At 62.3% G+C, this 26,273-nt stretch carries 27 protein-coding genes; 16 read left to right on the top strand and 11 right to left on the bottom strand.

Annotated elements, in window-relative coordinates; genetic code table 11:
- The 5 genes from AC1DLV_RS03035 to AC1DLV_RS03015 form a co-directional block, all read left to right on the top strand.
- Positions 1–149, top strand: a 149-nt coding sequence (locus tag AC1DLV_RS03035; protein WP_476799832.1) for a formate--tetrahydrofolate ligase, incomplete at its 5' end; no start/stop codon positions are given.
- 294 nt (positions 150–443) lie between these two features.
- On the top strand, positions 444–1,577 hold the full coding sequence (locus tag AC1DLV_RS03030; protein ID WP_476799554.1) for an aminomethyl transferase family protein: 1,134 nt from the start codon (positions 444–446) through the stop codon (positions 1,575–1,577).
- A gap of 19 nt (positions 1,578–1,596) precedes the next feature.
- On the top strand, positions 1,597–2,190 hold the full coding sequence (locus AC1DLV_RS03025) for a dimethylamine monooxygenase subunit DmmA family protein (RefSeq protein ID WP_476799555.1): 594 nt from the start codon (positions 1,597–1,599) through the stop codon (positions 2,188–2,190).
- The gene (locus AC1DLV_RS03020) at positions 2,187–3,152 is read left to right on the top strand and encodes a PDR/VanB family oxidoreductase (RefSeq protein WP_476799556.1); all 966 of its coding nucleotides are present in this window, start codon (positions 2,187–2,189) and stop codon (positions 3,150–3,152) included. The genes AC1DLV_RS03025 and AC1DLV_RS03020 overlap by 4 nt, the downstream gene beginning before the upstream one ends.
- 42 nt (positions 3,153–3,194) lie before the next feature.
- A complete protein-coding gene (locus AC1DLV_RS03015; RefSeq protein ID WP_476799557.1) occupies positions 3,195–4,235 on the top strand; it encodes a heme-dependent oxidative N-demethylase family protein in 1,041 nt (346 codons plus the stop codon).
- Positions 4,236–4,295: 60 nt separating this feature from the next.
- Here AC1DLV_RS03015 and AC1DLV_RS03010 read toward each other — a convergent pair whose 3' ends face one another.
- The 5 genes from AC1DLV_RS03010 to AC1DLV_RS02990 form a co-directional block, all read right to left on the bottom strand.
- Positions 4,296–5,045: a nucleotidyltransferase domain-containing protein gene (locus AC1DLV_RS03010; RefSeq protein ID WP_476799558.1), complete on the bottom strand. Its 750-nt coding sequence runs from the start codon at positions 5,043–5,045 to the stop codon at positions 4,296–4,298.
- A 71-nt stretch (positions 5,046–5,116) separates the two neighbouring features.
- Complete coding sequence (locus AC1DLV_RS03005; RefSeq protein ID WP_476788031.1) at positions 5,117–5,803, bottom strand: helix-turn-helix domain-containing protein; 687 nt, start codon at positions 5,801–5,803, stop codon at positions 5,117–5,119.
- A gap of 160 nt (positions 5,804–5,963) precedes the next feature.
- Positions 5,964–6,884 carry a sugar kinase gene (locus AC1DLV_RS03000; protein WP_476799559.1) on the bottom strand — a complete coding sequence of 307 codons (921 nt, stop codon included), beginning with the start codon at positions 6,882–6,884 and terminating at the stop codon, positions 5,964–5,966.
- A 36-nt stretch (positions 6,885–6,920) separates the two neighbouring features.
- On the bottom strand, positions 6,921–7,736 hold the full coding sequence (locus tag AC1DLV_RS02995) for an IclR family transcriptional regulator (RefSeq protein WP_476799560.1): 816 nt from the start codon (positions 7,734–7,736) through the stop codon (positions 6,921–6,923).
- A gap of 41 nt (positions 7,737–7,777) precedes the next feature.
- Entirely contained in the window at positions 7,778–8,161 is a 384-nt protein-coding gene (locus AC1DLV_RS02990; protein WP_476799561.1) for a RidA family protein, read from the bottom strand.
- A 190-nt stretch (positions 8,162–8,351) separates the two neighbouring features.
- Here AC1DLV_RS02990 and AC1DLV_RS02985 point away from each other — a divergent pair, with 190 nt between their 5' ends.
- Positions 8,352–9,410: a D-TA family PLP-dependent enzyme gene (locus tag AC1DLV_RS02985; RefSeq protein WP_476799562.1), complete on the top strand. Its 1,059-nt coding sequence runs from the start codon at positions 8,352–8,354 to the stop codon at positions 9,408–9,410.
- 6 nt (positions 9,411–9,416) lie between these two features.
- Here the strand turns inward: AC1DLV_RS02985 and AC1DLV_RS02980 are convergent, their stop codons facing one another.
- Positions 9,417–9,866 (bottom strand): universal stress protein, encoded by a 450-nt coding sequence (locus AC1DLV_RS02980; protein ID WP_476799563.1) that lies wholly within the window; start codon positions 9,864–9,866, stop codon positions 9,417–9,419.
- Between the two features lie 201 nt (positions 9,867–10,067).
- Here AC1DLV_RS02980 and AC1DLV_RS02975 point away from each other — a divergent pair, with 201 nt between their 5' ends.
- The 5 genes from AC1DLV_RS02975 to tsaA are packed head-to-tail and all read left to right on the top strand — an operon-like array spanning position 10,068 to position 13,656.
- Entirely contained in the window at positions 10,068–11,120 is a 1,053-nt protein-coding gene (locus AC1DLV_RS02975; RefSeq protein WP_476799564.1) for an iron ABC transporter substrate-binding protein, read from the top strand.
- Positions 11,121–11,142: 22 nt separating this feature from the next.
- Positions 11,143–12,174, top strand: coding sequence for a FecCD family ABC transporter permease (locus AC1DLV_RS02970; RefSeq protein ID WP_476799833.1), 1,032 nt, complete (start codon positions 11,143–11,145; stop codon positions 12,172–12,174).
- Positions 12,171–12,959 (top strand): ABC transporter ATP-binding protein, encoded by a 789-nt coding sequence (locus AC1DLV_RS02965; RefSeq protein WP_476799565.1) that lies wholly within the window; start codon positions 12,171–12,173, stop codon positions 12,957–12,959. The genes AC1DLV_RS02970 and AC1DLV_RS02965 overlap by 4 nt, the downstream gene beginning before the upstream one ends.
- Positions 12,956–13,162 (top strand): TOBE domain-containing protein, encoded by a 207-nt coding sequence (locus tag AC1DLV_RS02960; RefSeq protein WP_476799566.1) that lies wholly within the window; start codon positions 12,956–12,958, stop codon positions 13,160–13,162. The genes AC1DLV_RS02965 and AC1DLV_RS02960 overlap by 4 nt, the downstream gene beginning before the upstream one ends.
- Positions 13,163–13,164: 2 nt before the next feature.
- Entirely contained in the window at positions 13,165–13,656 is a 492-nt protein-coding gene (tsaA, locus tag AC1DLV_RS02955; protein ID WP_476799567.1) for a tRNA (N6-threonylcarbamoyladenosine(37)-N6)-methyltransferase TrmO, read from the top strand.
- Here tsaA and AC1DLV_RS02950 read toward each other — a convergent pair whose 3' ends face one another.
- Complete coding sequence (locus AC1DLV_RS02950; protein ID WP_476799568.1) at positions 13,657–14,571, bottom strand: ABC transporter substrate-binding protein; 915 nt, start codon at positions 14,569–14,571, stop codon at positions 13,657–13,659.
- Between the two features lie 153 nt (positions 14,572–14,724).
- Here AC1DLV_RS02950 and AC1DLV_RS02945 point away from each other — a divergent pair, with 153 nt between their 5' ends.
- From AC1DLV_RS02945 to AC1DLV_RS02935, 3 genes are read left to right on the top strand one after another with little or no spacing between them, the layout of a single operon-like run.
- Positions 14,725–15,528: a substrate-binding periplasmic protein gene (locus AC1DLV_RS02945; RefSeq protein WP_476799569.1), complete on the top strand. Its 804-nt coding sequence runs from the start codon at positions 14,725–14,727 to the stop codon at positions 15,526–15,528.
- A 27-nt stretch (positions 15,529–15,555) separates the two neighbouring features.
- Positions 15,556–16,200 carry an ABC transporter permease subunit gene (locus tag AC1DLV_RS02940; protein ID WP_476799570.1) on the top strand — a complete coding sequence of 215 codons (645 nt, stop codon included), beginning with the start codon at positions 15,556–15,558 and terminating at the stop codon, positions 16,198–16,200.
- Positions 16,197–16,850 carry an amino acid ABC transporter permease gene (locus AC1DLV_RS02935; protein WP_476799571.1) on the top strand — a complete coding sequence of 218 codons (654 nt, stop codon included), beginning with the start codon at positions 16,197–16,199 and terminating at the stop codon, positions 16,848–16,850. The genes AC1DLV_RS02940 and AC1DLV_RS02935 overlap by 4 nt, the downstream gene beginning before the upstream one ends.
- Before the next feature lies 1 nt (position 16,851).
- On the opposite strand, the gene AC1DLV_RS02930 is transcribed toward AC1DLV_RS02935, so the two are convergent.
- A complete protein-coding gene (locus tag AC1DLV_RS02930; protein ID WP_476799572.1) occupies positions 16,852–18,102 on the bottom strand; it encodes a D-amino acid dehydrogenase in 1,251 nt (416 codons plus the stop codon).
- A 130-nt stretch (positions 18,103–18,232) separates the two neighbouring features.
- Complete coding sequence (galE, locus tag AC1DLV_RS02925; protein WP_476799573.1) at positions 18,233–19,228, bottom strand: UDP-glucose 4-epimerase GalE; 996 nt, start codon at positions 19,226–19,228, stop codon at positions 18,233–18,235.
- 237 nt (positions 19,229–19,465) lie between these two features.
- Between galE and hemA the strand changes: the two genes are divergently transcribed.
- Positions 19,466–20,743: a 5-aminolevulinate synthase gene (hemA, locus tag AC1DLV_RS02920; protein WP_476799574.1), complete on the top strand. Its 1,278-nt coding sequence runs from the start codon at positions 19,466–19,468 to the stop codon at positions 20,741–20,743.
- Positions 20,744–20,817: 74 nt separating this feature from the next.
- Here hemA and AC1DLV_RS02915 read toward each other — a convergent pair whose 3' ends face one another.
- Together AC1DLV_RS02915 and mscL are read right to left on the bottom strand one after the other, a co-directional pair.
- On the bottom strand, positions 20,818–21,984 hold the full coding sequence (locus AC1DLV_RS02915; protein ID WP_476799575.1) for a pyridoxal phosphate-dependent aminotransferase: 1,167 nt from the start codon (positions 21,982–21,984) through the stop codon (positions 20,818–20,820).
- A 126-nt stretch (positions 21,985–22,110) separates the two neighbouring features.
- Positions 22,111–22,536, bottom strand: coding sequence for a large conductance mechanosensitive channel protein MscL (gene mscL, locus AC1DLV_RS02910; RefSeq protein WP_476799576.1), 426 nt, complete (start codon positions 22,534–22,536; stop codon positions 22,111–22,113).
- A 236-nt stretch (positions 22,537–22,772) separates the two neighbouring features.
- On the opposite strand from mscL, the gene AC1DLV_RS02905 reads away from it, so the two are divergent.
- On the top strand, positions 22,773–26,267 hold the full coding sequence (locus AC1DLV_RS02905) for a PAS domain-containing hybrid sensor histidine kinase/response regulator (protein ID WP_476799577.1): 3,495 nt from the start codon (positions 22,773–22,775) through the stop codon (positions 26,265–26,267).
- The last annotated feature ends 6 nt before the right edge of the window (positions 26,268–26,273 follow it).

The raw sequence follows: 26,273 nt of genomic DNA, 5'->3' as shown, positions 1-26,273 counted from the left end.
TGTCGGTACGCGAGGTCAGGCTTTCGGCGGGTGCCGGCTTCATCGTCGCCATCTGCGGTGAGATCATGACCATGCCCGGCCTGCCCAGGGCACCCTCGTCGGAAAAGATCTTCCTCAACGAACAGGGCCAGATCGAAGGCCTGTTCTAGACCGAAAGCTTTCTCCCACGGCGCTCCTATCCACCCTCCTGTCCCCCAGGCCCGGAGCGCCCTTCAAGGCCTGGCACCATGTGTCAGGCCTTTTTTCTGCCAAATGTCGAGCCATGTTTGAGCGGCACGGCTCACCCACACCCAATGTGTCGATGAAAGGCAAAATGTTGCCTATCAGTAAAATTTCTTGCACTTGGATATTGCCCTAGCGGCAATTTTGGGTTCAAATGTTCCCAACAATATCCGCCTCACGGCAAGGCCAAGGGCGGGGAACAATATGGAGGAGTACCAAAAATGACAGCTTCATGGCGTTTTTCGGCGTTGGGCGATCGCCACCGTGCCCTGGGTTCCAAACTGGAAGACTGGAGCGGCATGGGCACAGCCTGGAGCTATGACAAGGACGCGGACGAAGAATATATCGCGATCCGCACCAAGGCCGGACTGATGGATGTTTCGGGCCTCAAGAAGGTCCACCTCACCGGCGCGCACGCCTCGCATCTGATCGACCTGTGCACCACCCGCAATCCCGAGAAGATCTATCCCGGCAAGTCGGTCTATGCCTGCATGCTCAACGATGCCGGCAAATTCACCGACGACTGCGTCATCTACCGCATGGGCCCCAATTCGTGGATGGTCGTGCACGGTTCGGGTTCGGGTCATGAGGAACTGACGCGCGCCTCCATCGGCCGCGACGTTTCGGTGCGCTTCGACGACAATCTGCACGACCTGTCGCTGCAGGGCCCGCTCGCCGTCGACTACCTCGCCAAGCATGTGCCCGGCATCCGCGATCTCAATTACTTCCACCACATGCAGACCCAGCTGTTCGGCCTGCCGGTGATGATCTCGCGCACCGGCTACACCGGCGAGCGCGGCTACGAAATCTTCTGCCGCGGCCAGGACGCGGGCACGATCTGGGACACCATCGTTGCCGAAGGCAAGGAAATGGGCATCATCCCGACGCGCTTCACCACGCTCGACATGCTGCGCGTCGAGAGCTACCTCCTGTTTTACCCTTACGACAACTCGCAGAAGTACCCGTTCGCGAACGAGGGTCCTGGCGATACGTTGTGGGAGCTCGGCCTCGACTTCACCGTCAGCCCCGGCAAGACCGGCTTCCGCGGTGCCGAAGAGCACTATCGCCTCAAGGGCAAGGAACGCTTCAAGATCTTCGGCGTTTTGCTCGACAGCGACAAGGCAGCTGACGAAGGCGCTGAGATCTGGCGCGATGGCAAGAAGGTCGGTGTCGTGACCTGTGCGATGTATTCGCCGCTGGTCAAGAAATCGATGGGCATCGCCCGCCTCGACGTCGATTGCGCCATCGTCGGTACGCCGCTCGAGATCCGCAACGCCAGCGGCACGGTCAAGGCAACTGCCCAGTCGCTGCCGTTCGACGATCCCAAGAAGCTGAAGCGGACGGCAAAGGGCTGAGACCTTGGACAGTGCACCGGTGAAGACGATCCTCAGTCGCCCGGTCTACGGAATATTGTCCCCGCAGGCCGGAAAGAGCCACCTTCTAATAGCGGACGCCGAAGGGGCGTCCGCGATCCTGGACATGGCAAAAAAGGCGCCTGACGGCTTCTTCGCCAATGCCCACATCATGTTCATACCGGGCCGGACCGGAAACAGCTTTCAGGCATCGCTGAAGGCCTTGGCACCGGCCCAGTATTATGAGGGGCCATCGGTCGCGGCAGCATTGCCGCGCCTGAACTGGACGCTCGCCAACGCCCATATGGGCCTGCGCATCTATCTCGCCGGCACCGAAGGCTTGATCGGCCAGATGATGCAGGCAGCGCTCGAGGCCGGGATCGATCCTGTCTCGATCCAGACCGAGCATCGCGGCTCGTGGGCCCGCCGGGTGCAATGCGTGCACTGCAAGGGCATCACCGAAAACGTCACCACCCAGCCGGCCACCTGCTCGCATTGCGGCCTGCTGCTCCTGGTGCGCGACCACTATTCCAAGCGTCATGCTGCCTTCCAGGGCGTCTGCATCAATGCCGAGGATCCGACCGAGATCCCTCAGACAGAGGAGATTTTCCGGTGAGCGCGGGAACAAACAAGATTAACGTCACCGTCACCGAAGTGGTCGCGGTCAATGAACTGGTCAAGCGGTTCCATTTCGAGCGCACCGACGGCGGCGACCTGCCAACCTTCTCCGGCGGCGCCCACGTCGTCGTCGAAATGCGCGACGGCGACACCACCAGGCTCAATCCCTATTCGCTGATGAGTTCGCCGCTCAGCACGCGCGACTACACCATCTCGGTGCGCCGCGACGATGTCGGACGCGGCGGCTCGCTGTTCATGCACAACCGCGTCAAGCGCGGCATGGACATGGTGATCAGCTATCCGGTGAACCTGTTTTCGCTCGACCTGCGCGCCAAGAAGCACCTGATGATCGCGGGCGGCATCGGCATCACGCCCTTCCTCGCCCAGACGGCGCAGCTGGCCGCGTCGGGCAGCAATTTCGAACTGCACTACACTTGCCGCAGCGAAGCGCTCGGCAGCTACTCCGATGTCCTGCGCGAACGCTATGGCAAGCGGGTCAACCTCTATCTCGACGAGCGCAACGAACGCATCCCGCTCGAACGCCTGCTCGCTACGCAGCCGCTGGGCACCCACATCTATGTCTGCGGCCCCGCCGGCATGATCAAATGGGTGCGCGACATGGCGGCCACCCATGGCTGGCCGGACGACTCGGTGCACTACGAGCATTTCGCGGCACCGCAGCCGGGCACGCCGTTCGACGTCAAGCTGGCGGTGAGTGGGTTGGAGATCCGCGTCGGCGAACAGCAGAGCCTGCTCGAGGCGATCGAGGCCGCGGGCGTCGACCCGCCCTATCTCTGCCGCGGCGGTGTCTGCGGCCAGTGCGAGACCAACGTCATCTCCTATGACGGCACGTTCAAGCACAACGACCATTGGCTGAGCGATGAGGAGCACTGCTCGGGCAAGAAGATCATGCCATGCGTTTCGCGCTTCGAGGGCCGCTCGCTGGTCCTGGAACGGTAGAACACCCCGGGGCGTTCTACGCTCTGGAAGAGGGAGGAATTGATGGGAATTAACTTCAGGAAAGAAACGTTCCGCGACGATTTTACCTTCAGGAACAGTCCGGAAAACGTCAGGCGGTTTCCCTTTCCCTATCACGAAGACGCCTACATGTACTCGGTCAACATCGAGCCGCATGTGCCTGGGCCGAAGAACAGCGTGTTCGAACATCTGATCGATGTCGACGAGCACTACGTTTCCGAAATGCAGGACCGCGCCAAGGTCCTGGCAGAGGATCCGCTGCGTTGCCAGTCGCTGCCGCACATGACGCTCGCCGGCTGGGACCTGCTCGAACTGCTGATGACCGAGAAGGCCAAGAGCTACCCCGAGCATTTCACGCTGACGCGTGACGGCGACCGCTGGCACTGGATCAACCGGCCGCTCGGCATCGACGACACCTTCACCTTCGGCGACGTCTCCACCCTGCCTTACGGACCGATGGAATACATCACCCGCCAGAGCCAGGGCGACTTCGCCATTCTAGACCAGCGTGACGGCAATCTCTGGATGGATGCCGGCATGGTCACCACCCAGGCCGACTGGTCGCTCGATTTCGACATCGGCATGAACTTCTTCGAATGGCATGCCCCAGTGCCGCTGGCGCATGAAAAGGGCATCTTCACCCGTGCGCTGAAGTTCCTGATCAACATCCAGCAGGGCCAGCCGGCGCGGCGTCTGAACTGGACCATGACCATCAACCCGAGGCTCGATACCAGCCCTGAGAACTTCCACAAATGGGGCAGCGACCGCCTCACGGTAACGCCGGAGAATGTCGGCCAGAAGGTACACCTGCGCGTCGAACTGCAGAGCTTCTTCCGGTTGCCGCGCTCCAACGCGCTGGTCTTCCCGATCCGCTGCTATTTGCTCAAGATGGATGAGCTGGTGACGGTGCCCAAATGGGGGCGCCGCTTCCATCGCGTGCTGCGCGACCTGCCGGTGGAACTCGCCGAATACAAGGGCCTGACCCGCTATCGCCCGACTGTCGTCGAATGGCTGTCGAAATATGATGACGGTGCCCCGACCTCGCCCGGCTTCAGTCCGGACTAGGTTTTCCGCCGGAGGATTGAAATGCCAACGCCGCGTGTCCCAGGATGCGCGGCGTTTTGGTTAGGCAGAGATGTCGTTGTCCAGCCTGGCGGAAGCGGGTGCCTGCCTTCGGTCGCCGGCAAAAAAAGCTCCGCCGTTCCGCGACAGTTCGCTGTCTGCAAAAGTTCGCAGGACGCTACTCTCCCCATTGGCCGCTGAATGGAAAGCATCGTCGAATTGGACCGCCAGTTCGCTGTCGTGCATGTGCAGCAGACGTGGAATCCACTTGCCCTTTCCTGACCAGACGCCTCGGCCCAGTAATGCGAGATCGGCGAGCGGTTGATAAAGGCTGGCTGAGATCGCCCGGATTTCAGGCGTGGTGCGATCGCCACGCAAGTCCTCGACGAGATCTGTGATGATGTAGCGAAGCTCCTTGCTCCGCTCGTCCGTCAGCGGGCCTGGACCCTTCAGCATGCGATCGGCTGCATCTTGCTTGAGGTTTTGTGCCAACCCCACGCCGTCTCCGATCGGCCGCCCCTCGGCCACCATATGGGCCAGAACAGGATGGCCGTTGCGTGCATCCTCATCCATGAACCATGCCAATGTCGCGGGGTCATGAACAAAGGCTTCGACCGGGAAACCCTCGTGAACGAATGACTCTCGCCATGCGGCATCCAAGCGGTCGAAGACCACGACCAAATCGATATCCGATGAGGTTGTGCCCTGGCCGCGCATGATAGAGCCCGCCACAAACGCGCAAGCTGCACCGGAATACCGATGTTTCACGATTTCCTTGGCAATCGCCAAGGCGCCTTCTGCGGCAGTCTGCACGACCTCTCCTGGTTCAGGACACCCAGCCCTGGGAAATAGACGCCATGCAGAAGTCGATCAAGGGCCGCGGCTCAATCGCCGCTGCTGCCCTGCGGATAGGAGATGATCGAGAGGTAGCGGATCGGCAGTGTCGTCAGCTCTTCCGGACCGTGCGGGGCATCGGCATCGAAGAACAGGCTGTCGCCCGGCGTCATGCGGTAGAGGTTGCTGCCATGGCGGTAAACGACCTCGCCTTCCAGCATGTAGAGGAACTCCATGCCCTCATGCTGGAACATCGGGAAGACGTCGGAATCCTCCGACAGCGTGATGAGATAGGGCTCGACCACGACACCTGCGGTGTTGGAGCCGATATGGCCCAGCAGATTGTACTGGTGGCCGGCGCGGGTGCCACGGCGCTCGACGTCGACGCCCTCATTCGCCTTGACGAAGACGGCATTGCGCTCTTCTTCGAAGCGGCGAAAGAACGCGGTCAGCGGCACGCCAAGCGCGCGCGACAGCGACTGCAGCGTGGTCAAGGACGGCGAGGTGATGCCGTTTTCGATCTTGGACAGCATGCCGAGCGAAATGTTGGTCATCGCCGCCAGATCGGCGACGGTGATGCCGAGCTTCTTGCGGAAAGCGCGAACCTCGTGGCCAAGCGCCACTTCCAGCACTTTTTCAGGCGTGTCGCGCACCGCATGCGGGTCCTGAAGCAGCGGCACCGGGCGAGCCTTTGCCGCTACGGCAGCCGAAACCTTATTGCCGTCGGCATCAGCCACGGCTGACAAGCGGTCTTCCTTCACCCTAGTGATCCCCTGCCACGGCAATTTCGAAAAAACAACATTTCACTAGAGGTAAAGTTATTTTACAAGAAATCAAGTGCTTCCGATCAAAGCAGAGGCAAATTGCACAATGCCGCGCCAATGCGGGCGACGCGGTTCATCTGGCCAATGCCTGCAACTCGGCAGGCGGCAGCAAGGCACCGTGATGGCCAATGACGGTGGCGGCGACGCGGGCGGCAAATTCCGCGGCGCCGAGATGATCGCCGGTCTCGATGTATCTTGCCAGGAAGGCGCCGTTGAAGCTGTCGCCGGCGCCTGTCGTGTCGACCACTTTTTCGGCCACGGCCGAGGCCACGAAAGTTTCATTGCCGCCGAAGCTCAGCGTGATGCCTTCGGCACCGTTTTTGACCACGAGCTTGTCGATGCCGAGGCCGCGATAGCGGGCGATTGTCGCGTCGACAGAGGCATCGCCGAAATAGGTCGCCTCGTCCTCAAAACTCGGCATGACGATGGCCGCAGCAGCAGCACCGGCGGTGATCGTACGCCGCATCGTCTCCGCGTCATCCCAAAGCCTGGGGCGGATATTGGGGTCAAAGGCCACCAGCTTGCCGGCAGCCTTCGCGCGGTCAAGTTCGAACAGGAGGGTTTTGACCGCCTCAGGCGCGAGGATCGCCAGCGTGATGCCGGAAAAGAAAACCACGTCCGACGCATCGATGGCCGCGCGCAGGGCATCAGTGTCGTCGGCCAAAAGCCGTGCTGCCGAAGCCGAGCGCCAATAGGAAAAGCTGCGCTCGCCATCCTTGAGATGGATCATGTAGAGGCCGGGGCTGCGTCCTGGCACGCGGCGGACGAAGCTCGTGCCAACTCCTGTGCCTTCAATGAAGGCCAGCATCTCATCTGAAATCGTATCGGTGCCGACCGCTGTGAAATAGTCGACCGGTTGGGTCTTGGGCAGGAAAGCCCTGACATAATAGGCCGTGTTGAAGCTGTCGCCGGCAAAGCCCTGCCGGAGCAGGCCACCTTCGCCCTGCCTGAGCTCGACCATGCATTCGCCGATTGAAAGAACGCGTCCTGCCATGCTGTGCGGCCAATCCATAATTGATGTGAGTAAGTGTCAGGCGGTCATCGCCGGTCGGCCGCGCACGGGTTCACCATGCTCGTCGGCGACGTGGCCGAGGCGGCTCGACAGGTCGGTCGCTGCTTCGAGCAGGCTCTTGAGATAGCGGGCATGGTACTTCAACCCGTCTTCGCGCGGCGCAACCAGGCACAGCGTCGCCACGCAGACGCGGTCGGCCTGATAGACCGGTACGGCAAAGCAGTGGGTGAAGGTTTCGACCGTGCTGTTGAAAGTGAAGTAGCCGACGCGTGCCGCCTCGCGCACCTCGGCAATGAACTCCACCGGATCAAGCCACTCGCCATTCGGCAAGCGGAAATCGTCCTTGGGGATGAAGTCGCGGATTTCTTCGTCGCTCATATGCGAAACGAGCAGCCGGCCCGACGCCGTCCACGGAAGCGCCACCGGGTCGCCGACATTGGAGGAGATGCGGAACGGGCGCAGCCCCTCCTTCATCTGGGCGACGGTGTATTTGTTGCCTTCGAGCACACACATCTGCGCCGTCTCGCGCGTCTCCTCGGCGATGTGCGTGAGCAGCTTGTCGCATTCGCGCATCAGGTCAAATTGCTCGGCATAGGCCATGCCGAGGAAATAGAGCTTGCGGCCCAGGAACACGCGACCGTCGTCGCCGCGATACTCCAGAACGCCTTGCCGCATCAAAAGGTTGACCAACTCGTAGACCGAAGAGCGCGGCGCGCCGATGCCTTGCGCGATCTCGTTGGGACGCAGCGGCTGACGTTTCAGGCGCAGATAATTCAAGATCTCGAAGGCGCGGTCGAGGCCGCGCGCGCGCTTGTTGATGATGTCGTCGTCCATGCGCCGCTTCCCCGGCAATGCCGAAGTAAAACCTTGTTTCGCTACGGCGCCTTGTAGGCGACGCAGTCGATTTCGACCTTGCAATCGACCATCATGCTCGACTGCACGCACGCGCGGGCCGGCGGATGATCGCCGAAATACTCGGCATAAACACCGTTGAACGACCAGAAGTCTCTGGGGTCGTCGAGCCAGACGCCCACGCGTACGATGTGCTCCAGCCCATAGCCTGCCTCATTGAGGATGGCGATCAGGTTTTGCATCGTTTTGCGCGTCTCGGCGACGATGCCGCCACCGACGATCTCGCCATTTTCCATGGCAACCTGCCCCGACACATAGAGCCAGCCATTGGCTTCGACTGCGCGTGCGAAAGGCAATGCCTGCTTGCCCGCGCCGGTCTGGCCGGTGCCGTAGCGCTTGATCGTCATGTTCTTTCTCCGACTGCCGCGCGATGCCCGCGCGCCAGAAGCTCGTAGGGTTTTCCCGGAAACATATGTCCACTATTACGGACATATGTTCTGAATAATGGATTTACGTATCCAATTGCAGGCGCCATTGTTTGTCAAGCGCTTCGGAGGCAAGGTCGTCCGGCGTATCGCGTTGGAGGCAGAGCAAGGCATGTTCGACAAAATCCAGACCCCCGCAGTGTTGGTGGACCTCGATCTGGCCAAGCGGAACATCGAGCGCTTTCAAGCCTATGCCGACAGCCATGGACTCAAGGTCCGGCCGCATATCAAGACGCACAAGCTTCCCCGCCTCGCCGAGCTGCAGCTTGCAGCCGGCGCGGTCGGCATCACCTGCCAAAAGGTTTCGGAAGCAGCAGCAATGGTCGCGGGCAGCGACCGCATCACCGACGTGCTGATCACCTACAACGTCCTTGGCGAAGACAAGCTCGCCGCGCTGCTGGAGCTGTCGCGCAAGGTGCGGCTTGCCGTCGTCGCCGACAATGCGACTGTGATCGACGGGCTGTCGGCGACGTTCTCGGCCGCGGGCTCTACGCTCAACGTCTTTGTCGAATGCAACACCGGCGCCGACCGCTGCGGCGTCGGCTCGCCCAAGGCGGCAGCCGAACTCGCCGACCGCATCGCTGCAGCGCCCGGCCTGCATTTCGCCGGGCTGATGACCTATCCGCCCGTAGGCGGTGCCGCCAAGGTGCAAGCCTTCATGACTGAGGCGAAAGCACTGATCCAGGCCAAGGGCATAGCGGTTCAAGCGGTCACATCGGGCGGCACGCCGGACTTGATGTCCGCCCATCTGGCGCCCGTCGCCACCGAATACCGGCCCGGCACCTATGTCTACAACGACCGTTCGCTGGTGGCACGCGGTGTGGCCAGCTGGGACGATTGCGCATTGACCGTGCTCGCCACCGTGGTTTCGGTGCCGGCGCCCAACCGGGCCATCATCGATGCCGGCAGCAAGACGCTGACCTCTGATTTGCTCGGTCTCAAGGGCCACGGCCATGTGCTTGGGCGGCCCGACATATCGATCGACCAGCTGTCGGAAGAGCACGGCAGACTCAGGAGCGAAGGCGATATCAATCTGACTGTCGGCCAGCGGCTGCGCATCGTGCCCAACCATGCCTGCGTGGTGACCAACATGGTCGACGGCGTTTATGTCCATGGCAAGGATCGCGCGCCCGAACTGTGGCCGGTTCCGGCGCGCGGCAAGATCGTCTGATCGACGTTAGCGAACGACCAGAACCGGCACCTGGCTGTTGGTCAAGACATCGACGGTCTGGCTGCCGAGGATCAGCCGGCCAAGGCCGCGCCGGCCATGCGAGGCCATGACGATCAGGTCGCAGCCGCGTTCCTTGGCGACCTGGTTGATCGCCTCCGCCGCCCACATCTCCTCGACATGCACGACTTCGGCATTGACGCCGAGCTTTTCGGCCTGGGCCTTGGCGGCGTTCAGCACCTTGGCAGCATATTCCTCGCCGGCCCTCTGATAAGAAACAATGTCTTCTGCGGTGGCAACGGGGCCATACATGCCAGCCGAGGCGAAGATCGGCGCCGGTTCGGTGACGCTCATCACGGTCACCTTGCTGCCGAGGCCCTTGGCCAGGTTCAAGCCATGGTCGAGGCCCTTCTGCGCCAGTTCCGAACCGTCGGTGGCGATGAGAATATGTGCGTACATGATGCGGTCTCCATGGGCTGTGTAGATTCTGGCGCCAGCCTCGCCCGGCCGCCACGCCTGGGTCAAGGCAAGGCCACGGCAAATCGGATGGGACAGCGTGTCGGAAATCGCTTGACCGTTATATCCGCGCAAACATAACAATGCCTCTCGCTATATTCGTAGGGATATAGCCATAGCTCATCACACATCGGACCCGTGCCCATGAACCGTCGCAATATCCTGCTTTCGCTCGTAACTGTGGCCACGGTCGTCAACGGCTTCACCGCCTTGGCGATTGCCGATGAGCGCATCTTTGTCGACGCGGCGGGCCGCAAGGTGGCACTGCCGGAAAAGATCACCCGCGTCATGGCCGCCGGCCCGCCGGCTTCGGTGCTGCTCTATTCGGTGGCGCCAGAAAAGCTGGTCGGCTGGGTGCGTGAATTCAAGGACGACGAAAAGGAATTCATCGCCGAACCGTACCGGGCGCTGCCCGTGCATGGCCGCCTGACCGGCAAGGGCAACACAGCCAATCTCGAGGCCGTAATTGCCATGAAGCCTGACGTCATCCTCGACGTCGGCACTGTCGATGCGACCTATGCCTCGCTTGCCGACCGCGTGCAGGAACAGACCGGCATCCCCTACATCCTGATCGACGGCACCTTCGCCAACGCACCGAAGTCGCTGCGCGACATCGGCGAGTTGCTTGGCGAAAAGGAACAGGCCGAAGCGCTGGCAAGCTACACCGAAGCGGCGATGAAGCGCCTCGACAAGGTCGTGGCCGAAATCCCCGCCGACCAGCGTCCGCGCGTCTATTACGGTCGCGGCCCCGACGGGCTCGAAACCGGCCTCGCCGGTTCGATCAATATGGAAGTGCTCTCGGCGGTTGGCGCCAATAACGTCGCCGAAGCCGCCGGCAAGGGCGGGCTTGCCAATGTCTCGCTCGAACAGATCCTGTCGTGGAACCCCGAAATCATCCTGACGCTCAGCCCGAAATTCCAGAAAGCCGTGCTGTCGGACCCGTCATGGGCCGGCATCAAGGCGGTGAAGGACGCTCGCGTCTTCCGTGCGCCGGCCCTGCCCTTTGGCTGGTTCGACGCCCCTCCCGGCATCAACCGCGCCATTGGCGTCGCCTGGCTGACCTCGGCACTTTATCCCGGCAAGTCCGATGTCGACCTCAAGGCCGAGACACGCAGCTTCTACAAGCTGTTCTACCATATCGACCTGACCGACGAGCAGCTTGAGAAACTCCTTGCCGACACTGGCCCGAAATCCTGAACTTCAGGCCAGGGGCAGCGTGGTGCCGGAGCCTGAAAATCCCCGGCGCGGCCGCCTGCAGTCGCTTGGCGTTCTTGCATTTCTTCTTGTGCTGATCGTGATCGCTGCCATCGTCACTGGGAAATATCCGGTGACACCTGGCGACATTTGGGCCGTGATCATCTCAAAGGCCACCGACACTCAGAGCGGCGTTGCCACCACCGTCGAAACCGTCGTCTGGAATGTCCGGTTGCCGCGTGTCGGCGCCGGCCTGATGATTGGCGCAGCCCTTGCCGCCGCCGGCGCGGTCTATCAGGGCCTGTTCCGCAATCCGCTGGTTTCACCCGACATCCTTGGCGTTTCAGCCGGCGCCAGCTTGGGTGCCGTCGCCGGCATTTTCCTGTCGATGTCGGTATTGGCCATCCAAGGGCTCGCCTTCCTCGGCGGGCTGGCGGCGGTCGCAGTGGTCTATGTCATCGGCTCCGCGGTGCGCGAGCGCGACCCGATCCTGGTACTGGTGCTGGCGGGTGTCGCCATCGGCGCCCTGCTCGGCGCTTGCGTGTCGCTGCTCAAGGTGCTCGCCGACCCCTACAACCAGCTGCCCGCCATCACCTTCTGGCTGCTCGGCAGCTTGGCCTCCATCACCCGAGGCGACCTCGCCTCCATCCTGCCGGCGGTGGCGATCGCCCTTGTGCCGATGATCTTGTTGCGCTGGCGCATGAACCTGATGACGCTTGACGACGAGGAGGCGCGTGCGCTTGGCGTCGAGACGCGCTGGATCCGCGTCGTTGTCGTTGCCGCAGCCACCCTGATGACGGCAGCCGCCGTATCGATCTCGGGCATTGTCGGCTGGATCGGCCTGCTGGTGCCGCATGTCGCCAGAATGTTCGTCGGCCCTGAATTTTCCCGGCTGTTGCCAACGTCGATGCTTATCGGCGCCGGCTATATGGTCGGAGTCGACGCACTCGCCCGCAGCATGGCCGAGATCGAGACCCCCTTGGGCATCCTCACAGCTGCGATAGGCGCACCGTTCTTCCTCTATCTGCTTCTGACGACCCGGCGAGGCTGGCAATGATGCTTCAGGCAATCGAACTCGCATTCGGCTATGGCCGCGTGAAAATCGGCCAGGGCGTCACGCTTTCGGTCGATCGTGGCGAAGTGCTGTGCCTGCTTGGCCCCAATGGCTGCGGCAAGACCACCTTGTTCAAGACCCTGCTCGGCTTGCTGCCGCGCCAGGGCGGCAGCCTTGAGCTGGACGGCAAGGATATCGCCAACTTTTCGCGCGCCCAGTTCGCCCGCCACATCGCCTATGTTCCGCAAGCCACTGGGGTCTACTTCCCGTTTTCGGTGTTCGACGTCGTCTTGATGGGCCGCGCCAGCCGCATCGACACCTTTGCCTCGCCCACAATGGCGGACCGGGCGAAAACGCAGGAAGCACTCGCAACTTTGGGCATCGGCCACCTCGCCGCCCGCCCCTTCACCGACATCTCCGGTGGCGAAAAGCAAATGACGCTGATCGCCCGGGCGGTTGCCCAGGAGCCGGAGCTGATCGTCATGGACGAGCCGACTGCCAGCCTCGACTTCGGCAACCAGGCGCGCGTGCTCAGCCGCATATCGAGCTTCGCTGCCGCAGGCATGGCGGTGGTCATTTCTACCCACGATCCCAGCCATGCTTTTGCCTGTGCCAATCGCGTCGCGCTGATGCAGGCAGGCGCGCTCGTTGCCATAGGAAAGCCCGCCGACGTGCTAACCTCGGAAACACTGCAGGCTCTTTATGGCGTCGGGGTCGCAGTTGCCTATCTCGAACAGGCCGGACGCCATGTCTGCACCCCAACCCTGACCGAAAGGAACGCACCATGAAGATCAGCGCCCGCAACCAGATCAAGGGAAAGATCGTCGAAGTGACCAAGGGAGCAACGACTTCGCATGTCCGCATCGACATCGGCGGCGCCGTCGTCACCGCCTCGATCACCAACGAGGCCGTCGCCGACCTCAAGCTTGCGGTCGGCAAGGATGCCTATGCGGTGATCAAGGCCTCCGACGTCATGGTGGCGGTGGACTGAGCATGGTCCGCGAAAACGAAATCCGCGACGGCGAAACCGCCGTCGCGCAACCCACCGAGTTCGACGCCGGACTGGTGTTCATCGGCCGCATCCACACGCCCTGGGCCTCTCGCCTGATGACACCGCGCCAGGGCCGCGCCGATGGCCCCATCTGCCGCATCGAAATCTTCGAGCCATGGCAGGCGGCACTCCACGGTGTCGAAAAATTCGAACGCCTTGAGGTGCTCTACTGGCTGCATATGTCCAGGCGCGATCTTGTGCGCCAGAGTCCGGCCAATGACGGGACCTCACGCGGCACCTTTGCCTTGCGCTCGCCTGTGCGGCCCAACCCCATCGGCACCTCGATCGTCGAGCTTGTTGGTGTGGAAGGCAACATGCTGAGCGTGCGCGGCATGGACTGCCTTGACGGCACGCCCTTGCTCGACATCAAGCCCGACCGCACGCTGTTCAAACCGATCGCCCCGCCGCAACCCGGCGATTTCGAGACCGGGTGACTAATTCCGGCAGATCGCTGCGGGCAGCCCATCGGCCGGACGGCGTGCCTCATCGCCCACCGAAAACACGGCGCATTCGAGCGTCGCCGCCATCTTTTCTCCTTGGACATCAAAAGCCATCGGCCCATCTCCATTGGGGAAAACCTGATGGCTCAGCACCCACTGGAGCTGCCCCCTGACGATGTCCGCGTTGAGCGACGGCGAGCGCTTGAGCACGGCGCGAACGCCAAGTTCGGGATCCTTCAGGCAATCGCGCCACGCCTGCCGGCCGATCGAACGCAGCTTGCCAGCCAAGGCAGGATCTCGCTCCAGCACCGTATCGAGTGCGACAAGCGCGCTCGAATAGGTGTCGAGGCCATTGTCGGCGAAATAGAGAAAGGCAAGCGCGCTGGTATCGTAGCCGCGGCTTTCCATGGCAAATTTCAGCGTTGCATCGAAACATGTCGCAGCCAGCACTTCCCGCGCTGCGACCAAGCGGTCGCGCTCTTCAGGCTGGACGCCGAGATAGGTGTAGCTGTCAGGAGCAAAGCCGTTCTTTGCCAGCAATAGCGGCAGCAGCCGCGCCGAGGTGTCGCCATTGGGACCGCATAAGGTGCTGCCTTCAATATCGGCCAAAGTGAGTTCCTTGCCGTCGGAGAGATAGCCGAGGCAGCAGGGCGTGTTTTCATAGATCGGCAGCAGGCAGGTGATTTCCTGTTCACCGGTGCGCAAGGCGCGCTCGAACACCGAAGACACATCGCCAAAGCCGATATCGGCGTCGCCCTCAACGAGCGCGCGCGTCACCTGCGACGAACTGAACCCTTCAACGAAGGTGCAGCTGAGGCCGTGGTCGGCGAAATAGCCGGCATCGACGGCGTGGAGGAAAGGCGAGTTCTGGCCCTGGTACAGGTGGTTGAGCTTGAAACGCAGTTCCATTCCAAAAATCCTCGTTTTTTTGAAAAAACCGTTCTTGAGAAACAGCTTCGCCAAAAAGTACCTAGTCGCCGTGGCTTCCGTTGTTGGTCGCCCACCGGCTGTGCGATATAAGCACCTCTCCCGGTTTTCAAGCTACCCATCCAAGGAGTGATCATGGGATTTGCGCGGACAGCACTGCTGGCCCTCATCGCGGTTTTCGGCGTGAGCGCAGCAAGTGCGCAGGACTACAAGGCCGCCCTCGTCAATGCCGATACGCTCACGGTCGGCACCTCCGGCTCGGCGCCGCCGTTCAGCATGACAAACGCCACGGGCGAGCTTGAAGGCTTCGACATCGATGTGATCAACCTGATCGCAAAATCGCTTGGCGTCAGCGCCAAGTTTGAAAAGCTCGACTTCGCCGGCCTGTTGCCGGGCCTGACCGCCGGGCGCTTCGATGCCATCGCTTCGGGCGTGTCGCGCACGCCGGAACGGCTTGCCTCAAAGGATTTCTTCCTGTTGTCGCCCTACATCGTCAACGGCGTCGCCGTGACGCGCCGCGAGGCCGACACCGGCATAACAGGCTGGAAGGACGTCTGCGGCAAGGTCATGGGTGCGGTGCGTGGCGGCTCGTTCCAGAAGGTCGCCAAGGAGAAGCTGCCAGCCGGCTGCGTCACCGAAAGCCGCGAATATCCGGGATCGACGGAGCTGTTCCTCGACCTTGAGAACCGCCGCATCGACTTCGCCGCGCACGACTTCCTCGGGCCGAAATATCTCGCCAAGTCGGGCAAGCTGTCTGGCGTCGTCACGCTCGACGACATGCTCTCCACCGTGACCCAGAGTGTCGCCGTCAACAACAAGAACAAGCCGCTGGCCGACGCCATCGACGCTCTGTTTGAGACATGGCGCAAGGACGGCACGCTCCAGGGCCTCGCGGACAAGTGGTTCGGCGCATCGATCGACTGGTCGAAGGCGCAGTAACAAGCGTAGCCGGAGGGGCGGCCGGACATGGAAATTGCGATTGCCTGGCTGCCGCGGCTGTTGACCGCGGCAGCTCTCACCATTGCGCTGTCGGCGGTGATCTTCACCCTGTCGGCGCTGTTTGGCCTTCTGCTTTCGCTCGTCCATTACGGCCGCGAGAAATCGCTGCCGCGCAAAGCCATCGAAGCGTTCAGCGCCTTCTTCCGCTCGGTGCCGGAACTTGTCGTCCTGTTCCTGTTCTTCTTCGGTGGGCCGCAGATCGGTGTCGATTTCGGCCCCATCGGCTCGACCATCATCGCGTTCACGCTGGTCGGCATCGCCTTCGACTACCAGGTGTTCAAGGGCGCGCTGGCAACGATCCCCTTCGGCCAGTATGAGGCCGGCAAGGCGCTCGGCCTGCCGACGCGGGTGGTGTTCTTGCGCATCCTTATCCCGCAGATCCTGCCGCTGGCGCGCAAGGGCTGGATCACTTACGCCATCGGCACGGTCAAGCGCATGTCGATCGCCTCGGCGGTTTCGGTCAGCGAAATCCTCTACGTCACCAAGCAGGGCATCGCCGCCACCAACGCGCCCTTCACCTTCCTGACGCTGGCCGTCGGCCTCTACATCCTGATCGTGACACCGCTGCTCGTGTTCAACGAACGCAAGCCCAAGCAGGTGGCCGCGCGATGAGCATCCTCCTCGACCCCACCTACCAGCGCATGCTGCTCAGCGGGCTTGGCATGACGCTACTGATCTCGGTAATCGTCATTGCCGTGTCCAACTTCCTGGCACTGCCGCTCGCCATCTACATACAGCGGCCCAATGGCGCCTTCCGGCGGCTGATCATCGGCTACAGCTTCTTTGCCCGCGCAGCGCCGGTTCTGGCACTGCTGTTTGGGCTTTATTACGGCCTGCCCCGGCTCGGCATCTATCTCGAGCCGTTGCCCTCAGCATTGATTGGCCTGATCTTCGCGTCGACCGCCTATAATCTCGAATTCCTGCGCTCGGGCTTCGAAAGCGTGCCCCAAGGCCAGCTCGACGCCGCCAAGGCGCTCGGCCTCAGGCCCTTCGCCATATACTGGAAGGTGATGATCCCGCAGGCCTACCGGCTGGCAGCACCTTCGCTGTTTTCCAACGCCATCCAGATGGTCAAAGGCAGCTCGCTTGCCAGCCTCGTTGCCATCGACGAGCTGACCGCCGCCTCGACGACGATCATCGCCGACACCTACAAGGCAATCGAAGTGCTGCTGGTCGTGTCGGTTTTCTACCTTTTGATCGCAGCCGTCATCATCGGCCTGCAATATCTCTACGAATCCCGCCAGCGCCTGGGCCGACACTGAATCAGCCCTTGTAGACCAGGCCCTGCGGGTCGATTTCGGGTTTGCGCCCGGCGATCAGATCGGCAAGGAACTTGCCGGAGCCGCAGGCCATGGTCCAGCCGACATGGCCATGGCCGGTGTCGAGATAAAGGTTCTTGAAGCGCGCGCGGCCCATGACCGGCACCGAACCCGGCATCATCGGCCTGAGACCGGCCCAGAGTTCGGCCTTGCTGGGATCGAATGCGCCGGGAAACAGCTCCTTGCCGGCCTTGAACAGGCGGGCGAAATCCTCAGGCTTGTGGCTGCGGTCAAAACCGGCGAATTCGGCGGTCGAGGCCAGCCGCAAGCGGTCGCCCAAACGCGAATAGGCGATCAGATTGTCCTCGTCGGCGCCGCCCATGGTCGGCCCCTTGGAGGGATCGTCGAGCGGCACGGTCGCCGTATAGCCCTTGACCGGATAGACGGGCAGGTCGATGCCGTGGCGCCGGCCGAGCAGTCCGCTTTCCGGTCCCATGGCGATGACAACGGCTTCTGCTGCGACAATGCCGGATGATGTCTTCACGCCGCTGACGCGGTCGCCGTCGATGACAAGGTCTTCGACGGTGGTGTCGAACATGAACTTCACACCGAGACGCTCGGTGGCGTAGGCGGCCAGGCTTTCGACGAACATACGGGAATCGCCGGTCTGGTCGATCGGCGAATAGACACCGCCAGCAATGCCGTCCTTGGCCGACGCCAGGCCCGGCTCCAGTTCGACCATGCGGTTGCGGTCGACGATCTCGATCGGCAGTCCGTGTTCGGCCAGAAAGCGGTAGTTTTCGCTGCCTTCGTCGAGGCTCTTTTGTGAGCGGAAGAAATAGAGGATGCCTTTGCGGCGCTCGTCATAGGCAAGGCCGGTTTCGGCCGAAATCTCGTTGATGCACTGGCGCGCATACAGCGCGAGCCGGAGCTTGACCTCGCTGTTGGCGCGCAGGCGCGCTTTCGTGCACTGAAACAGGAAACGCAGGCTCCAGGCGTAGAAATAAGGATCGAGCCGCAGCCTGACCTTGATGCCGAGGTCGGGTGTGTATAGCGAGCGGATGAAGGTCTTGAGCGCTGCCGGCGAAGCCCAGGCGGTGGCATCGCCCGGCGAGACAAGGCCGGCATTGGAATAGCTGGTGCCCCGCGACGCGGCCGGATGGCGCTCGAGCACGGTGACCTCATGGCCGTCGCGGGCCAGATAATAGGCTGCCGCCGTTCCGACCACGCCTGCGCCGAGAACCAGGATCTTCATTGCGTACCCAAGTTGATATCGGGCTCTGACCGGGAACCCACGACCGCCGGGAACTCAACTCCACGCGGCAGCACTAGCTGTTGCCGCGCGGCATATCGAGAGGTGCTGGCAGGAATCGGCTGAGCCAGCCTCAGCCGGTTGTGGAATTCTTGCGGCTGAGCAGCTTTTCCCAATTGAGCGCGTCACCCACGATGGCGTCGAGATCGTCGTGCTTGGGCGCCCAGCCGAGTTCGCCGCGCGCGAGGTCCGCATTGGCAACGACCGAGGCCGCGTCGCCGGCACGGCGAGGTCCCATCTGAACCGTGAAATCGCCGCCATGCACGCGCCGCACGCTGTCGATGACTTCGAGCACCGAATAGCCGTGGCCGTAGCCGCAATTGGCAACGAGATTGCCACCGCCGGCGCGCAGGCGGGCGAGCGCCAGCCGGTGTGCGGCGGCGAGGTCCGAGACGTGGATATAATCGCGCACGCAGGTACCGTCAGGCGTCGCATAATCGTCGCCGTAAACCTGCATCGAGGCGCGCTTGCCGAGCGCGGTCTCCGAAGCGACCTTGATCAGGTGAGTTGCGCCCTTGGTCGACTGGCCGGTACGGCCCTTGGGATCAGCGCCCGCGACGTTGAAATAGCGCAACGCGGTGTAGCGCAGCGGGTGTGCTGCCGCCGCATCGCGCAGCATCCATTCGCTCATCAGCTTGGACAGGCCGTAAGGCGATTCCGGCGCAAGTCGCGCGTCTTCGACCACCGGCTCCATGCCGGCCGCGCCATAAACGGCCGCCGTCGAGGAGAAGATGAAATGCTTCACGCCACTGCGCACCGCCGCCTCGATCAGGCTGCGGGTCTTGCTGGTGTTGTTTTCGTAATAGCCGAGCGGGTCGGCGACCGATTCCGGCACCACGATCGAGCCGGCGAAATGGATGATGCTATCCACGCCATGCTCGCGGATCAGCTTGCCGACGAGTTCCTGGTCGGCGACATCGCCCCTGACAAGGGTCGCCTCAGGCGCCACGGCCCAGTCGAAGCCGGTCGAAAGCCGGTCGAGCACGACGACCTGTTCGCCAGCATCGAGCAGTTCCCAGACCATATGGCTGCCGATATAGCCCGCCCCGCCTGTCACCAAAACCGCCATCGAATCCTCCGTATTTCATTTCCGCTTTCGCACTGTCTAGCGCAAAAACTCGGGCGAATGCGAGGCGGCTTCGACGCGAAGAATTTCAGTCGCTGCCGAGTTTGATCCACATCAAAGGACTTTTCGCCGTTCCGTGGTCGTTTGGGACGTCGAGGGCGTGGCATTTTGACCAAAACGGTTGATGGACGCCGAACCGGCCGTTGATTATGCTCGCGGTTGAAAAATTGGGACGTCCACATGAACTACCAGCGGTTTTTCGAAGAAGCGATCGACCAAATCCACGCCGAGCGCCGTTATCGCGTGTTCGCCGATCTGGAGCGCATCGTCGGCAAGTTCCCGCGCGCGATCTGGCGCTCCAACGGCCGAGCGCAGGAAATAACCGTCTGGTGTTCTAACGACTATCTCGGCATGGGCCAGCACCCCGACGTGGTGGCGGCGATGCAGAAGGCAGCCGGCAACATGGGCACGGGTGCTGGCGGCACCCGCAACATCTCCGGCAACAACCATCCGCTGGTCGATCTCGAGCATGAGCTCGCCGATCTCCACGGCAAGGAAGCGGGACTGGTCTTCACCTCTGGCTTTGTCTCCAACGAAGCCGCGATCTCGACCATCGCCAAGCTCCTGCCCAACTGCCTGGTTCTTTCCGACGAACTCAACCACGCCTCGATGATCGAGGGCGTGCGCCGCTCGGGTGCTGAAAAGAAGATCTTCCGCCACAACGACGTCGCCCACCTCGAAAGCCTGCTGCAGGCGGCAGGTCGCGAGCGCGCCAAGCTGATCGTGTTCGAGAGCGTCTATTCGATGGACGGTGACATCGCACCGATCGCCAAGATCGCTGACCTCGCCGAAAAGTACAATGCCATGACCTATATCGATGAGGTCCACGCGGTCGGCATGTACGGCCCGCGCGGCGGCGGCATCACCGAGCGCGAAGGCCTGGCCCATCGCATCGACATCATCGAGGGCACGCTTGCCAAGGCATTCGGCACGCTCGGCGGCTACATCACCGGCACCCGTTCTGTGGTCGACGCCGTGCGTTCCTACGCACCGGGCTTCATCTTCACCACGGCACTTCCGCCGGCGATCGCGGCCGCGACCACCGCATCGATCCGCCATCTCAAGAACTCGCAGTCCGAGCGTGACGCCCAGCAGCGTCAGGCAACACAGGCCAAGCAGATGCTCGCCGAGGCCGGCCTGCCGGTCATGGAGTCGCCAACTCACATCGTGCCGATCCTGGTCGGCGATCCCGAGCTGTGCAAGATGGCCAGCGACCGCCTGCTCGGCGTCCACGGCATCTACATCCAGCCGATCAACTACCCGACCGTGCCGCGCGGCACCGAACGGCTGCGTATCACGCCAACGCCATTCCACACCGACGAGTTGATCGCAGAGCTCAAGACTGCGCTGGTCGAGACCTGGAACGCACTCGGCATTCCATATCGCACCGAAGGCCACACCGAAGTCGCCAAGAGCGAGCGCATCGTTCCGTTGCTGGTGCCGCAATCAGGCGGCTGAGCAGCAAGCGAACTTAACGAAAAGGCCCGAAATCGGATCGATTTCGGGCCTTTTCTATTCACTGGACTTTCCGTCTACAGCGCGTTGATCCACTTCGCAAGCCGGTGCGAAGCTTCTTCGACCTGGTCGAGACGGCGGTGGAAGCACAGGCGCAGAAAACCCTCGCCACCCGCACAGAATGCCGTTCCGGGTGCAACGCCAACGGCAGCCTTGTCGACGATGTCGAAGGCAGCGCGCTCCGCGTCCTTCATGCCGTCCACTGAAAAGAACAGGTAGAATGCACCCGGCGGCACGCTGAAGCGAACCTTGCCGGTATCGCCCAGGACCTTGCAGACGATATCGCGCGCCTGCTGGGCACGTTCGACCTGCGAGGTGATGAAATCGTCGCCTTCGTCAAGCGCTGCAATCGCGCCGCGTTGCATGAACTGTGCCACACCCGATGTCGAATACTGGACGAGGTTTTCGAAGGTACGGCTGAGCGAAGGATGCGAGCGCAGCCAGCCAACGCGCCAGCCGGTCATCGCCCAGTTCTTGGAGAAGGTGTTGACGAACAGAATCTTGTCTTCCGGATCCATGACGTCCATGAACGAGGCCGCGCGGTGTCCGCCGAAGTGAAACAGCGCATAGATCTCGTCGGCGATGATCCAGAGATTGTTCTTGCGCGCCAGGTCGAGGATCGCCCGCAGCGTTTCGCGATCAGCGGTCCAGCCGGTCGGGTTGGACGGCGTGTTGACGAAGATCGCCTTGGTGCGCGGGGTAATGGCAGCGGCGATCTTTTCGACATCGCAGCTCCAGCCATTATCGGTCATGTCGAGCAGCACCGGCACAGGCTTGACGCCGGCAACCACCGCCGCACCAGCGAAGTTTGGCCAGGCCGGCGCGAGATAAAGCGCTTCGTCGCCGGCACCCACCGCCACCTGAAGCGCCATGGTGATGGCCTGCATGCCGCCAATGGTGACGATGAATTCGTCCTCGGAAAAGTCCATGCCGAAATGGCGCTTGTGGTAGCGGGCGAGAGCCTGGCGCAGTTCCGGGATGCCGGCCTGCCAGGTGTAGAAGGTTTCGCCGTTGGCGAGGCCGCGCGCTGCGGCCGAGCTGATGAAGTCGGGCGTCGGCATGTCGCCCTCGCCGGCCCACAGCGGAATGAGGCCAGCGCGATCGCGCCCGTAATTTGCCACCGCCTCGATGCCGCTGACGGGCGCGAGGCGGGCCTCAGAGCGAACCATATCTATAAGGCTCATGATCATCCCAGGTTGAATGTCTGTCGAGCGCAAGTCCTAGCGCGCCCGCGCAAACGAAAGAACCCCCGGCGGTCCAGCCAGCCGGGGGTTTTTCAGCATGCCAGCGCCAAGCAATGGCTCAGCCGGTTATTTCTTGGCGAGAAGATCGCGGATTTCAGTCAACAGCGCCACATCGGCAGGTGGAGGTGCAGCCGGCTCGGCTGCCTTTTCCTTCTCCAGCTTGCGGCGCATGGTGTTCACGCCCTTGACCATCAGAAAGACGATCCAGGCCAGGATCAGGAAGTTGATGACCACGGTAAGGAAGTTGCCATAGGCAAAGACGGCACCCTGTTTCCTGGCTTCAGCCAGCGACGTGGCGGTAACCCCAGATGAAAGCGGCAGGAAGTAGTTGGAGAAGTCGAAACCGCCGCGGAAGACAGCGCCGACGATCGGCATGATGATATCGGCCACCAGCGACGAAACGATCAGGCCGAAGGCGCCGCCTATGATCACGCCGACGGCAAGATCCATCACATTGCCCTTGGCAATGAATTCCTGGAATTCCTTAATCATAGAACCCTCCTTGTCCGATCTGCGAGACGGCGAATCGAGACACCCTGCCTGCCGCCAATTGCCGCCACAATAGCAAAAACCACCAGTTGCAAAACCCGCCAATGTCGTCGCCCACAATGGCCGCGTCCTGCGACGGCCCGACTGCGTGTAGGAGACAAGGATAATAGACTTGCCCGCCAAGCTGTGATTGCCTCACCTTGGAGGCGATAGGTCTTCCAAGGGAGCGAGAATTAGCAGTGCAGGGTCTGGCCGTCGTCTTCATCGCCATTGCCTATGTCACGTTTTTGTTCGCCATCGCGAGCATCGGCGACCGAAGGACCGCGAGCCTGGGTCCGGGCCGGCCACGCCCGTTCATCTATGCGCTCAGCCTTGCCATCTACTGCACGTCCTGGACCTTCTTCGGCTCGGTCGGGCTCGCCTCCGAGCGCGGGCTCGAATTCCTCGCCATCTATATCGGCCCGGTGCTGGTCTTCATGTTCGGCTTCCCGCTGCTCAGCCGCATCATCAAGCTGGCCAAGGCCGAAAAGATCACCTCGATCGCCGACTTTTTGGGCGCGCGCTACGGCAAGAGTTTCGCCGTCGCCTCCATCGCAACGCTGATCGCCACTGTCGGCGCCATCCCCTATATAGCGCTACAGCTCAAGGCGATCTCCGGTTCGGTCAGCCTGATGGTCGAGCACTACACCGGCTTCCCCCCCTCCTTCGACCCCTTCATCAGCGACATCTCGCTGGTCGTGGCACTGCTGCTCGCTTTGTTTGCCACCTTGTTCGGCACCCGCCATGCCGACGCCACCGAACACCAGAACGGGCTGGTGCTGGCAGTCGCAGTCGAATCGATCGTCAAGCTGGTCGCGTTCCTCGCGGTTGGGCTGTTCGTTACCTTCTCCCTGTTCGACGGTCCCGGCGACATGCTCGAGAGCTTTGCTGCCACCGAACAGGTCGGCGACGCCATGGGCTACAGCACCTCGCTTGGCACCTGGCTGGTGGTGACCATCATCAGCGGCTTCGCCATCATCATGCTGCCGCGCCAGTTCTACGTCATGATCGTGGAGAACCGCAGCGAGAGCGAATTGCGCACAGCGACCTGGGTCTTCCCGGCCTATCTGGTGGCGATCAACCTGTTTGTGCTGCCGATCGCCTTCGCCGGGTTGTCGACCGTCGGCACCGCAACGACCAGCGACCTCTATGTGCTGTCGCTGCCGCTGCTCAAGGGTCACGACGTGCTCGCCATGGTCGCCTTCATCGGCGGCCTGTCGGCGGCAACAGCCATGGTGATCGTCGCCAGCGTCGCGCTGTCGATCATGATCTCCAACGACCTCGTCATCCCGATCTTCGTGCGACGGCTGATCAAGATCAAATCCGGCGAGACCGAGGATTGGTCGGCGATCATCCTCAACATCCGCCGCGCCTCGATCTTCATCATCCTGTTCGTCGCCTTCCTCTATTATCGCGAAAGCACCAACAACACGCGCCTAGCCTCGATCGGCCTGATGTCGTTTGCGGCCATCGCCCAGTTCGCGCCGTCCTTCATCGGCGGGTTGATCTGGCGCCGCGCCAATGCGCGGGGGGCCGCCCTTGGCATGGCCGCCGGCATCGCCGTGTGGTGCTACACGCTGATGCTGCCAACACTCGCAGCACCTGACACCTCGATCATCACCGACGGGCTTTTCGGCATCGAGGCGCTCAGGCCACAGGCACTGTTCGGCACGGTCGCCGAACCGCTCAATCACGGCGTGTTGTGGAGCCTTGCGATCAACGCGCTGTTCTTCGTCTTCGGTTCGCTGTCACGCGCCTCGGTACCGCTTGAACGCATCCAGGCCTCGATCTTCGTGCCGCGAGATTCAAGCCCGATGCCATCGCTGCGACGTTTCCGCACCACTATCACCGTCAACGACCTCAAGGACACCATCGCTCGCTATCTCGGCGTCGAACGCACCGAGCGCTCGTTCCAGACCTTCCAGATCGAAAGCGGCAGCAAGCTCAACGGCAACGATCCTGCCGGCATGGACGTCATCCGATTTTCCGAGCAGCTGATGGCGAGCGCTGTCGGCTCGTCTTCGGCACGGCTGATCCTGTCGCTGTTGTTCAAGCGCGGCGACAATTCCTCCAAAGACACGTTCCGCCTGCTCGACGACGCCACCGAAGCTTTGCAGCACAACCGCGACCTGCTGCAGATCGCGCTCGACCAGATGGAACAGGGCATCACGGTCTTCGATCAGGATTTCCGCCTGATCTGCTGGAACCGCCAATACCGCTCGCTGTTCGACCTGCCCGACGAGATGGGACAAGTCGGCGTTTCGATCGACCGCATCCTCGGTTACCTCGTAGCGCGCGGCGACATTGCGCAGACCTCGCGACTGAACACGCTCAACCGGCTGACCAGCTTTAGCGGACCCTGGCAGATCGAACTGCAAACCAGCGGCAGGATCATCGAGATGAGCTCCAACCCGATGCCCGATGGTGGCATCGTTGCGACCTACACCGACATCTCCGCGCGCGTGGCTGCCGATCTCGCACTGAAAAGGGCGAACGAGTCGCTAGAGCAGCGCGTCAAGAGCCGCACCGCTGAACTGACCAGCGTCAACGAAGAGCTGGCGCAGGCGCAGATGCTCGCCGAAGAGGCCAATCTCGGCAAGACTCGCTTCCTGGCGGCTGCCGGCCACGACATCCTGCAACCGCTCAACGCCGCCCGGCTCTACTGCTCGTCACTAATCGAAAAGGCCGGCAAGGGCAATGCGGGCGTTGCCGCCCGCAACATCGAATCTTCGCTGGAATCGGTCGAGACCATCCTGGGCGCGGTGCTCGATATTTCCAGGCTCGACGCCGGTGCGATGAAGCCGGCCGAAACCGTGTTCCGCCTAGACGGACTGCTGCGCCAGATCGGCACCGACTTCCTGCCCATGGCACGTGCCAAGGATCTCGAACTGGTGATCGTGCAGTCGACTTTGACTGTCAACACCGACCGCAACCTGTTGCGCCGGCTGATCCAGAATCTGGTTTCCAACGCGATCAAATACACCCGCAGCGGCCGCATCGTCGTCGGTGTCAGACGCCGTGGCGAACTCGTCGAAATCCAGGTGATCGACACCGGCATCGGTATCGCCGCCGACAAGCTCGGCACGGTATTCCAGGAATTCCTGCGCCTCGACGACGGCATGCGCGAGGCGCAGGGGCTAGGGCTCGGCCTGTCGATCGTCGACCGTATCGCGCGCGTGCTCAAGCTCGAAATCCAGATCGAGTCGCACAAGGGTCTGGGCACGCGCTTTTCGGTGATTCTGCCTATCACTACCGCTGCGGAATTGCCCGCCCCGACGACGGCACGGCCACGCATCCAGGCCGCCGCCGCCCTCAACGGGCTTACGGTCGTGTGCATCGACAATGATGCCCGCATCCTCGAAGGCATGCGCCTTCTGCTAGAAGGCTGGGGCTGTATGGTGCGAACCTACTCCGGCACGGAGGCCTTCGAGGCCGACCAGAGCGTCGGGCCGGCACCTGAGATCATCCTCGCCGACTATCATCTCGACGGCGAAAACGGCCTCGACGTCATCCGCACGCTGCGCGGCGCTTATGGCGAAGCGATACCGGCGGTACTGATCACCGCCGACCGCTCCAACGAGGTGCGCGCCGCCGCCGACCAGATCGACGTCGCCGTGCTGAACAAGCCGCTGAAGCCCGCCGTGCTGCGATCGATGATGAACCGCATGCGGCGCATGGCGCATGCCGCCGAGTAGAATTCG

Source organism: Aminobacter sp. 01T433 (assembly GCF_056398585.1).
This window is presented reverse-complemented; position numbering and strand designations above follow the sequence as displayed.

What these genes read in the sequence shown, in the direction of transcription:
- AC1DLV_RS03030 (WP_476799554.1), top strand. Translation starts at nt 444, where the DNA reads ATGACAGCTTCATGGCGTTTTTCGGCGTTGGGCGATCGCCACCGTGCC.
- AC1DLV_RS03015 (WP_476799557.1), top strand. Translation starts at nt 3,195, where the DNA reads ATGGGAATTAACTTCAGGAAAGAAACGTTCCGCGACGATTTTACCTTC.
- AC1DLV_RS03000 (WP_476799559.1), bottom strand. Translation starts at nt 6,884, where the DNA reads ATGGCAGGACGCGTTCTTTCAATCGGCGAATGCATGGTCGAGCTCAGG.
- AC1DLV_RS02995 (WP_476799560.1), bottom strand. Translation starts at nt 7,736, where the DNA reads ATGGACGACGACATCATCAACAAGCGCGCGCGCGGCCTCGACCGCGCC.
- AC1DLV_RS02990 (WP_476799561.1), bottom strand. Translation starts at nt 8,161, where the DNA reads ATGACGATCAAGCGCTACGGCACCGGCCAGACCGGCGCGGGCAAGCAG.
- AC1DLV_RS02985 (WP_476799562.1), top strand. Translation starts at nt 8,352, where the DNA reads ATGTTCGACAAAATCCAGACCCCCGCAGTGTTGGTGGACCTCGATCTG.
- AC1DLV_RS02980 (WP_476799563.1), bottom strand. Translation starts at nt 9,866, where the DNA reads ATGTACGCACATATTCTCATCGCCACCGACGGTTCGGAACTGGCGCAG.
- AC1DLV_RS02975 (WP_476799564.1), top strand. Translation starts at nt 10,068, where the DNA reads ATGAACCGTCGCAATATCCTGCTTTCGCTCGTAACTGTGGCCACGGTC.
- AC1DLV_RS02965 (WP_476799565.1), top strand. Translation starts at nt 12,171, where the DNA reads ATGATGCTTCAGGCAATCGAACTCGCATTCGGCTATGGCCGCGTGAAA.
- AC1DLV_RS02960 (WP_476799566.1), top strand. Translation starts at nt 12,956, where the DNA reads ATGAAGATCAGCGCCCGCAACCAGATCAAGGGAAAGATCGTCGAAGTG.
- tsaA (WP_476799567.1), top strand. Translation starts at nt 13,165, where the DNA reads ATGGTCCGCGAAAACGAAATCCGCGACGGCGAAACCGCCGTCGCGCAA.
- AC1DLV_RS02950 (WP_476799568.1), bottom strand. Translation starts at nt 14,571, where the DNA reads ATGGAACTGCGTTTCAAGCTCAACCACCTGTACCAGGGCCAGAACTCG.
- AC1DLV_RS02945 (WP_476799569.1), top strand. Translation starts at nt 14,725, where the DNA reads ATGGGATTTGCGCGGACAGCACTGCTGGCCCTCATCGCGGTTTTCGGC.
- AC1DLV_RS02940 (WP_476799570.1), top strand. Translation starts at nt 15,556, where the DNA reads ATGGAAATTGCGATTGCCTGGCTGCCGCGGCTGTTGACCGCGGCAGCT.
- AC1DLV_RS02935 (WP_476799571.1), top strand. Translation starts at nt 16,197, where the DNA reads ATGAGCATCCTCCTCGACCCCACCTACCAGCGCATGCTGCTCAGCGGG.
- AC1DLV_RS02930 (WP_476799572.1), bottom strand. Translation starts at nt 18,102, where the DNA reads ATGAAGATCCTGGTTCTCGGCGCAGGCGTGGTCGGAACGGCGGCAGCC.
- galE (WP_476799573.1), bottom strand. Translation starts at nt 19,228, where the DNA reads ATGGCGGTTTTGGTGACAGGCGGGGCGGGCTATATCGGCAGCCATATG.
- hemA (WP_476799574.1), top strand. Translation starts at nt 19,466, where the DNA reads ATGAACTACCAGCGGTTTTTCGAAGAAGCGATCGACCAAATCCACGCC.
- AC1DLV_RS02915 (WP_476799575.1), bottom strand. Translation starts at nt 21,984, where the DNA reads ATGAGCCTTATAGATATGGTTCGCTCTGAGGCCCGCCTCGCGCCCGTC.
- mscL (WP_476799576.1), bottom strand. Translation starts at nt 22,536, where the DNA reads ATGATTAAGGAATTCCAGGAATTCATTGCCAAGGGCAATGTGATGGAT.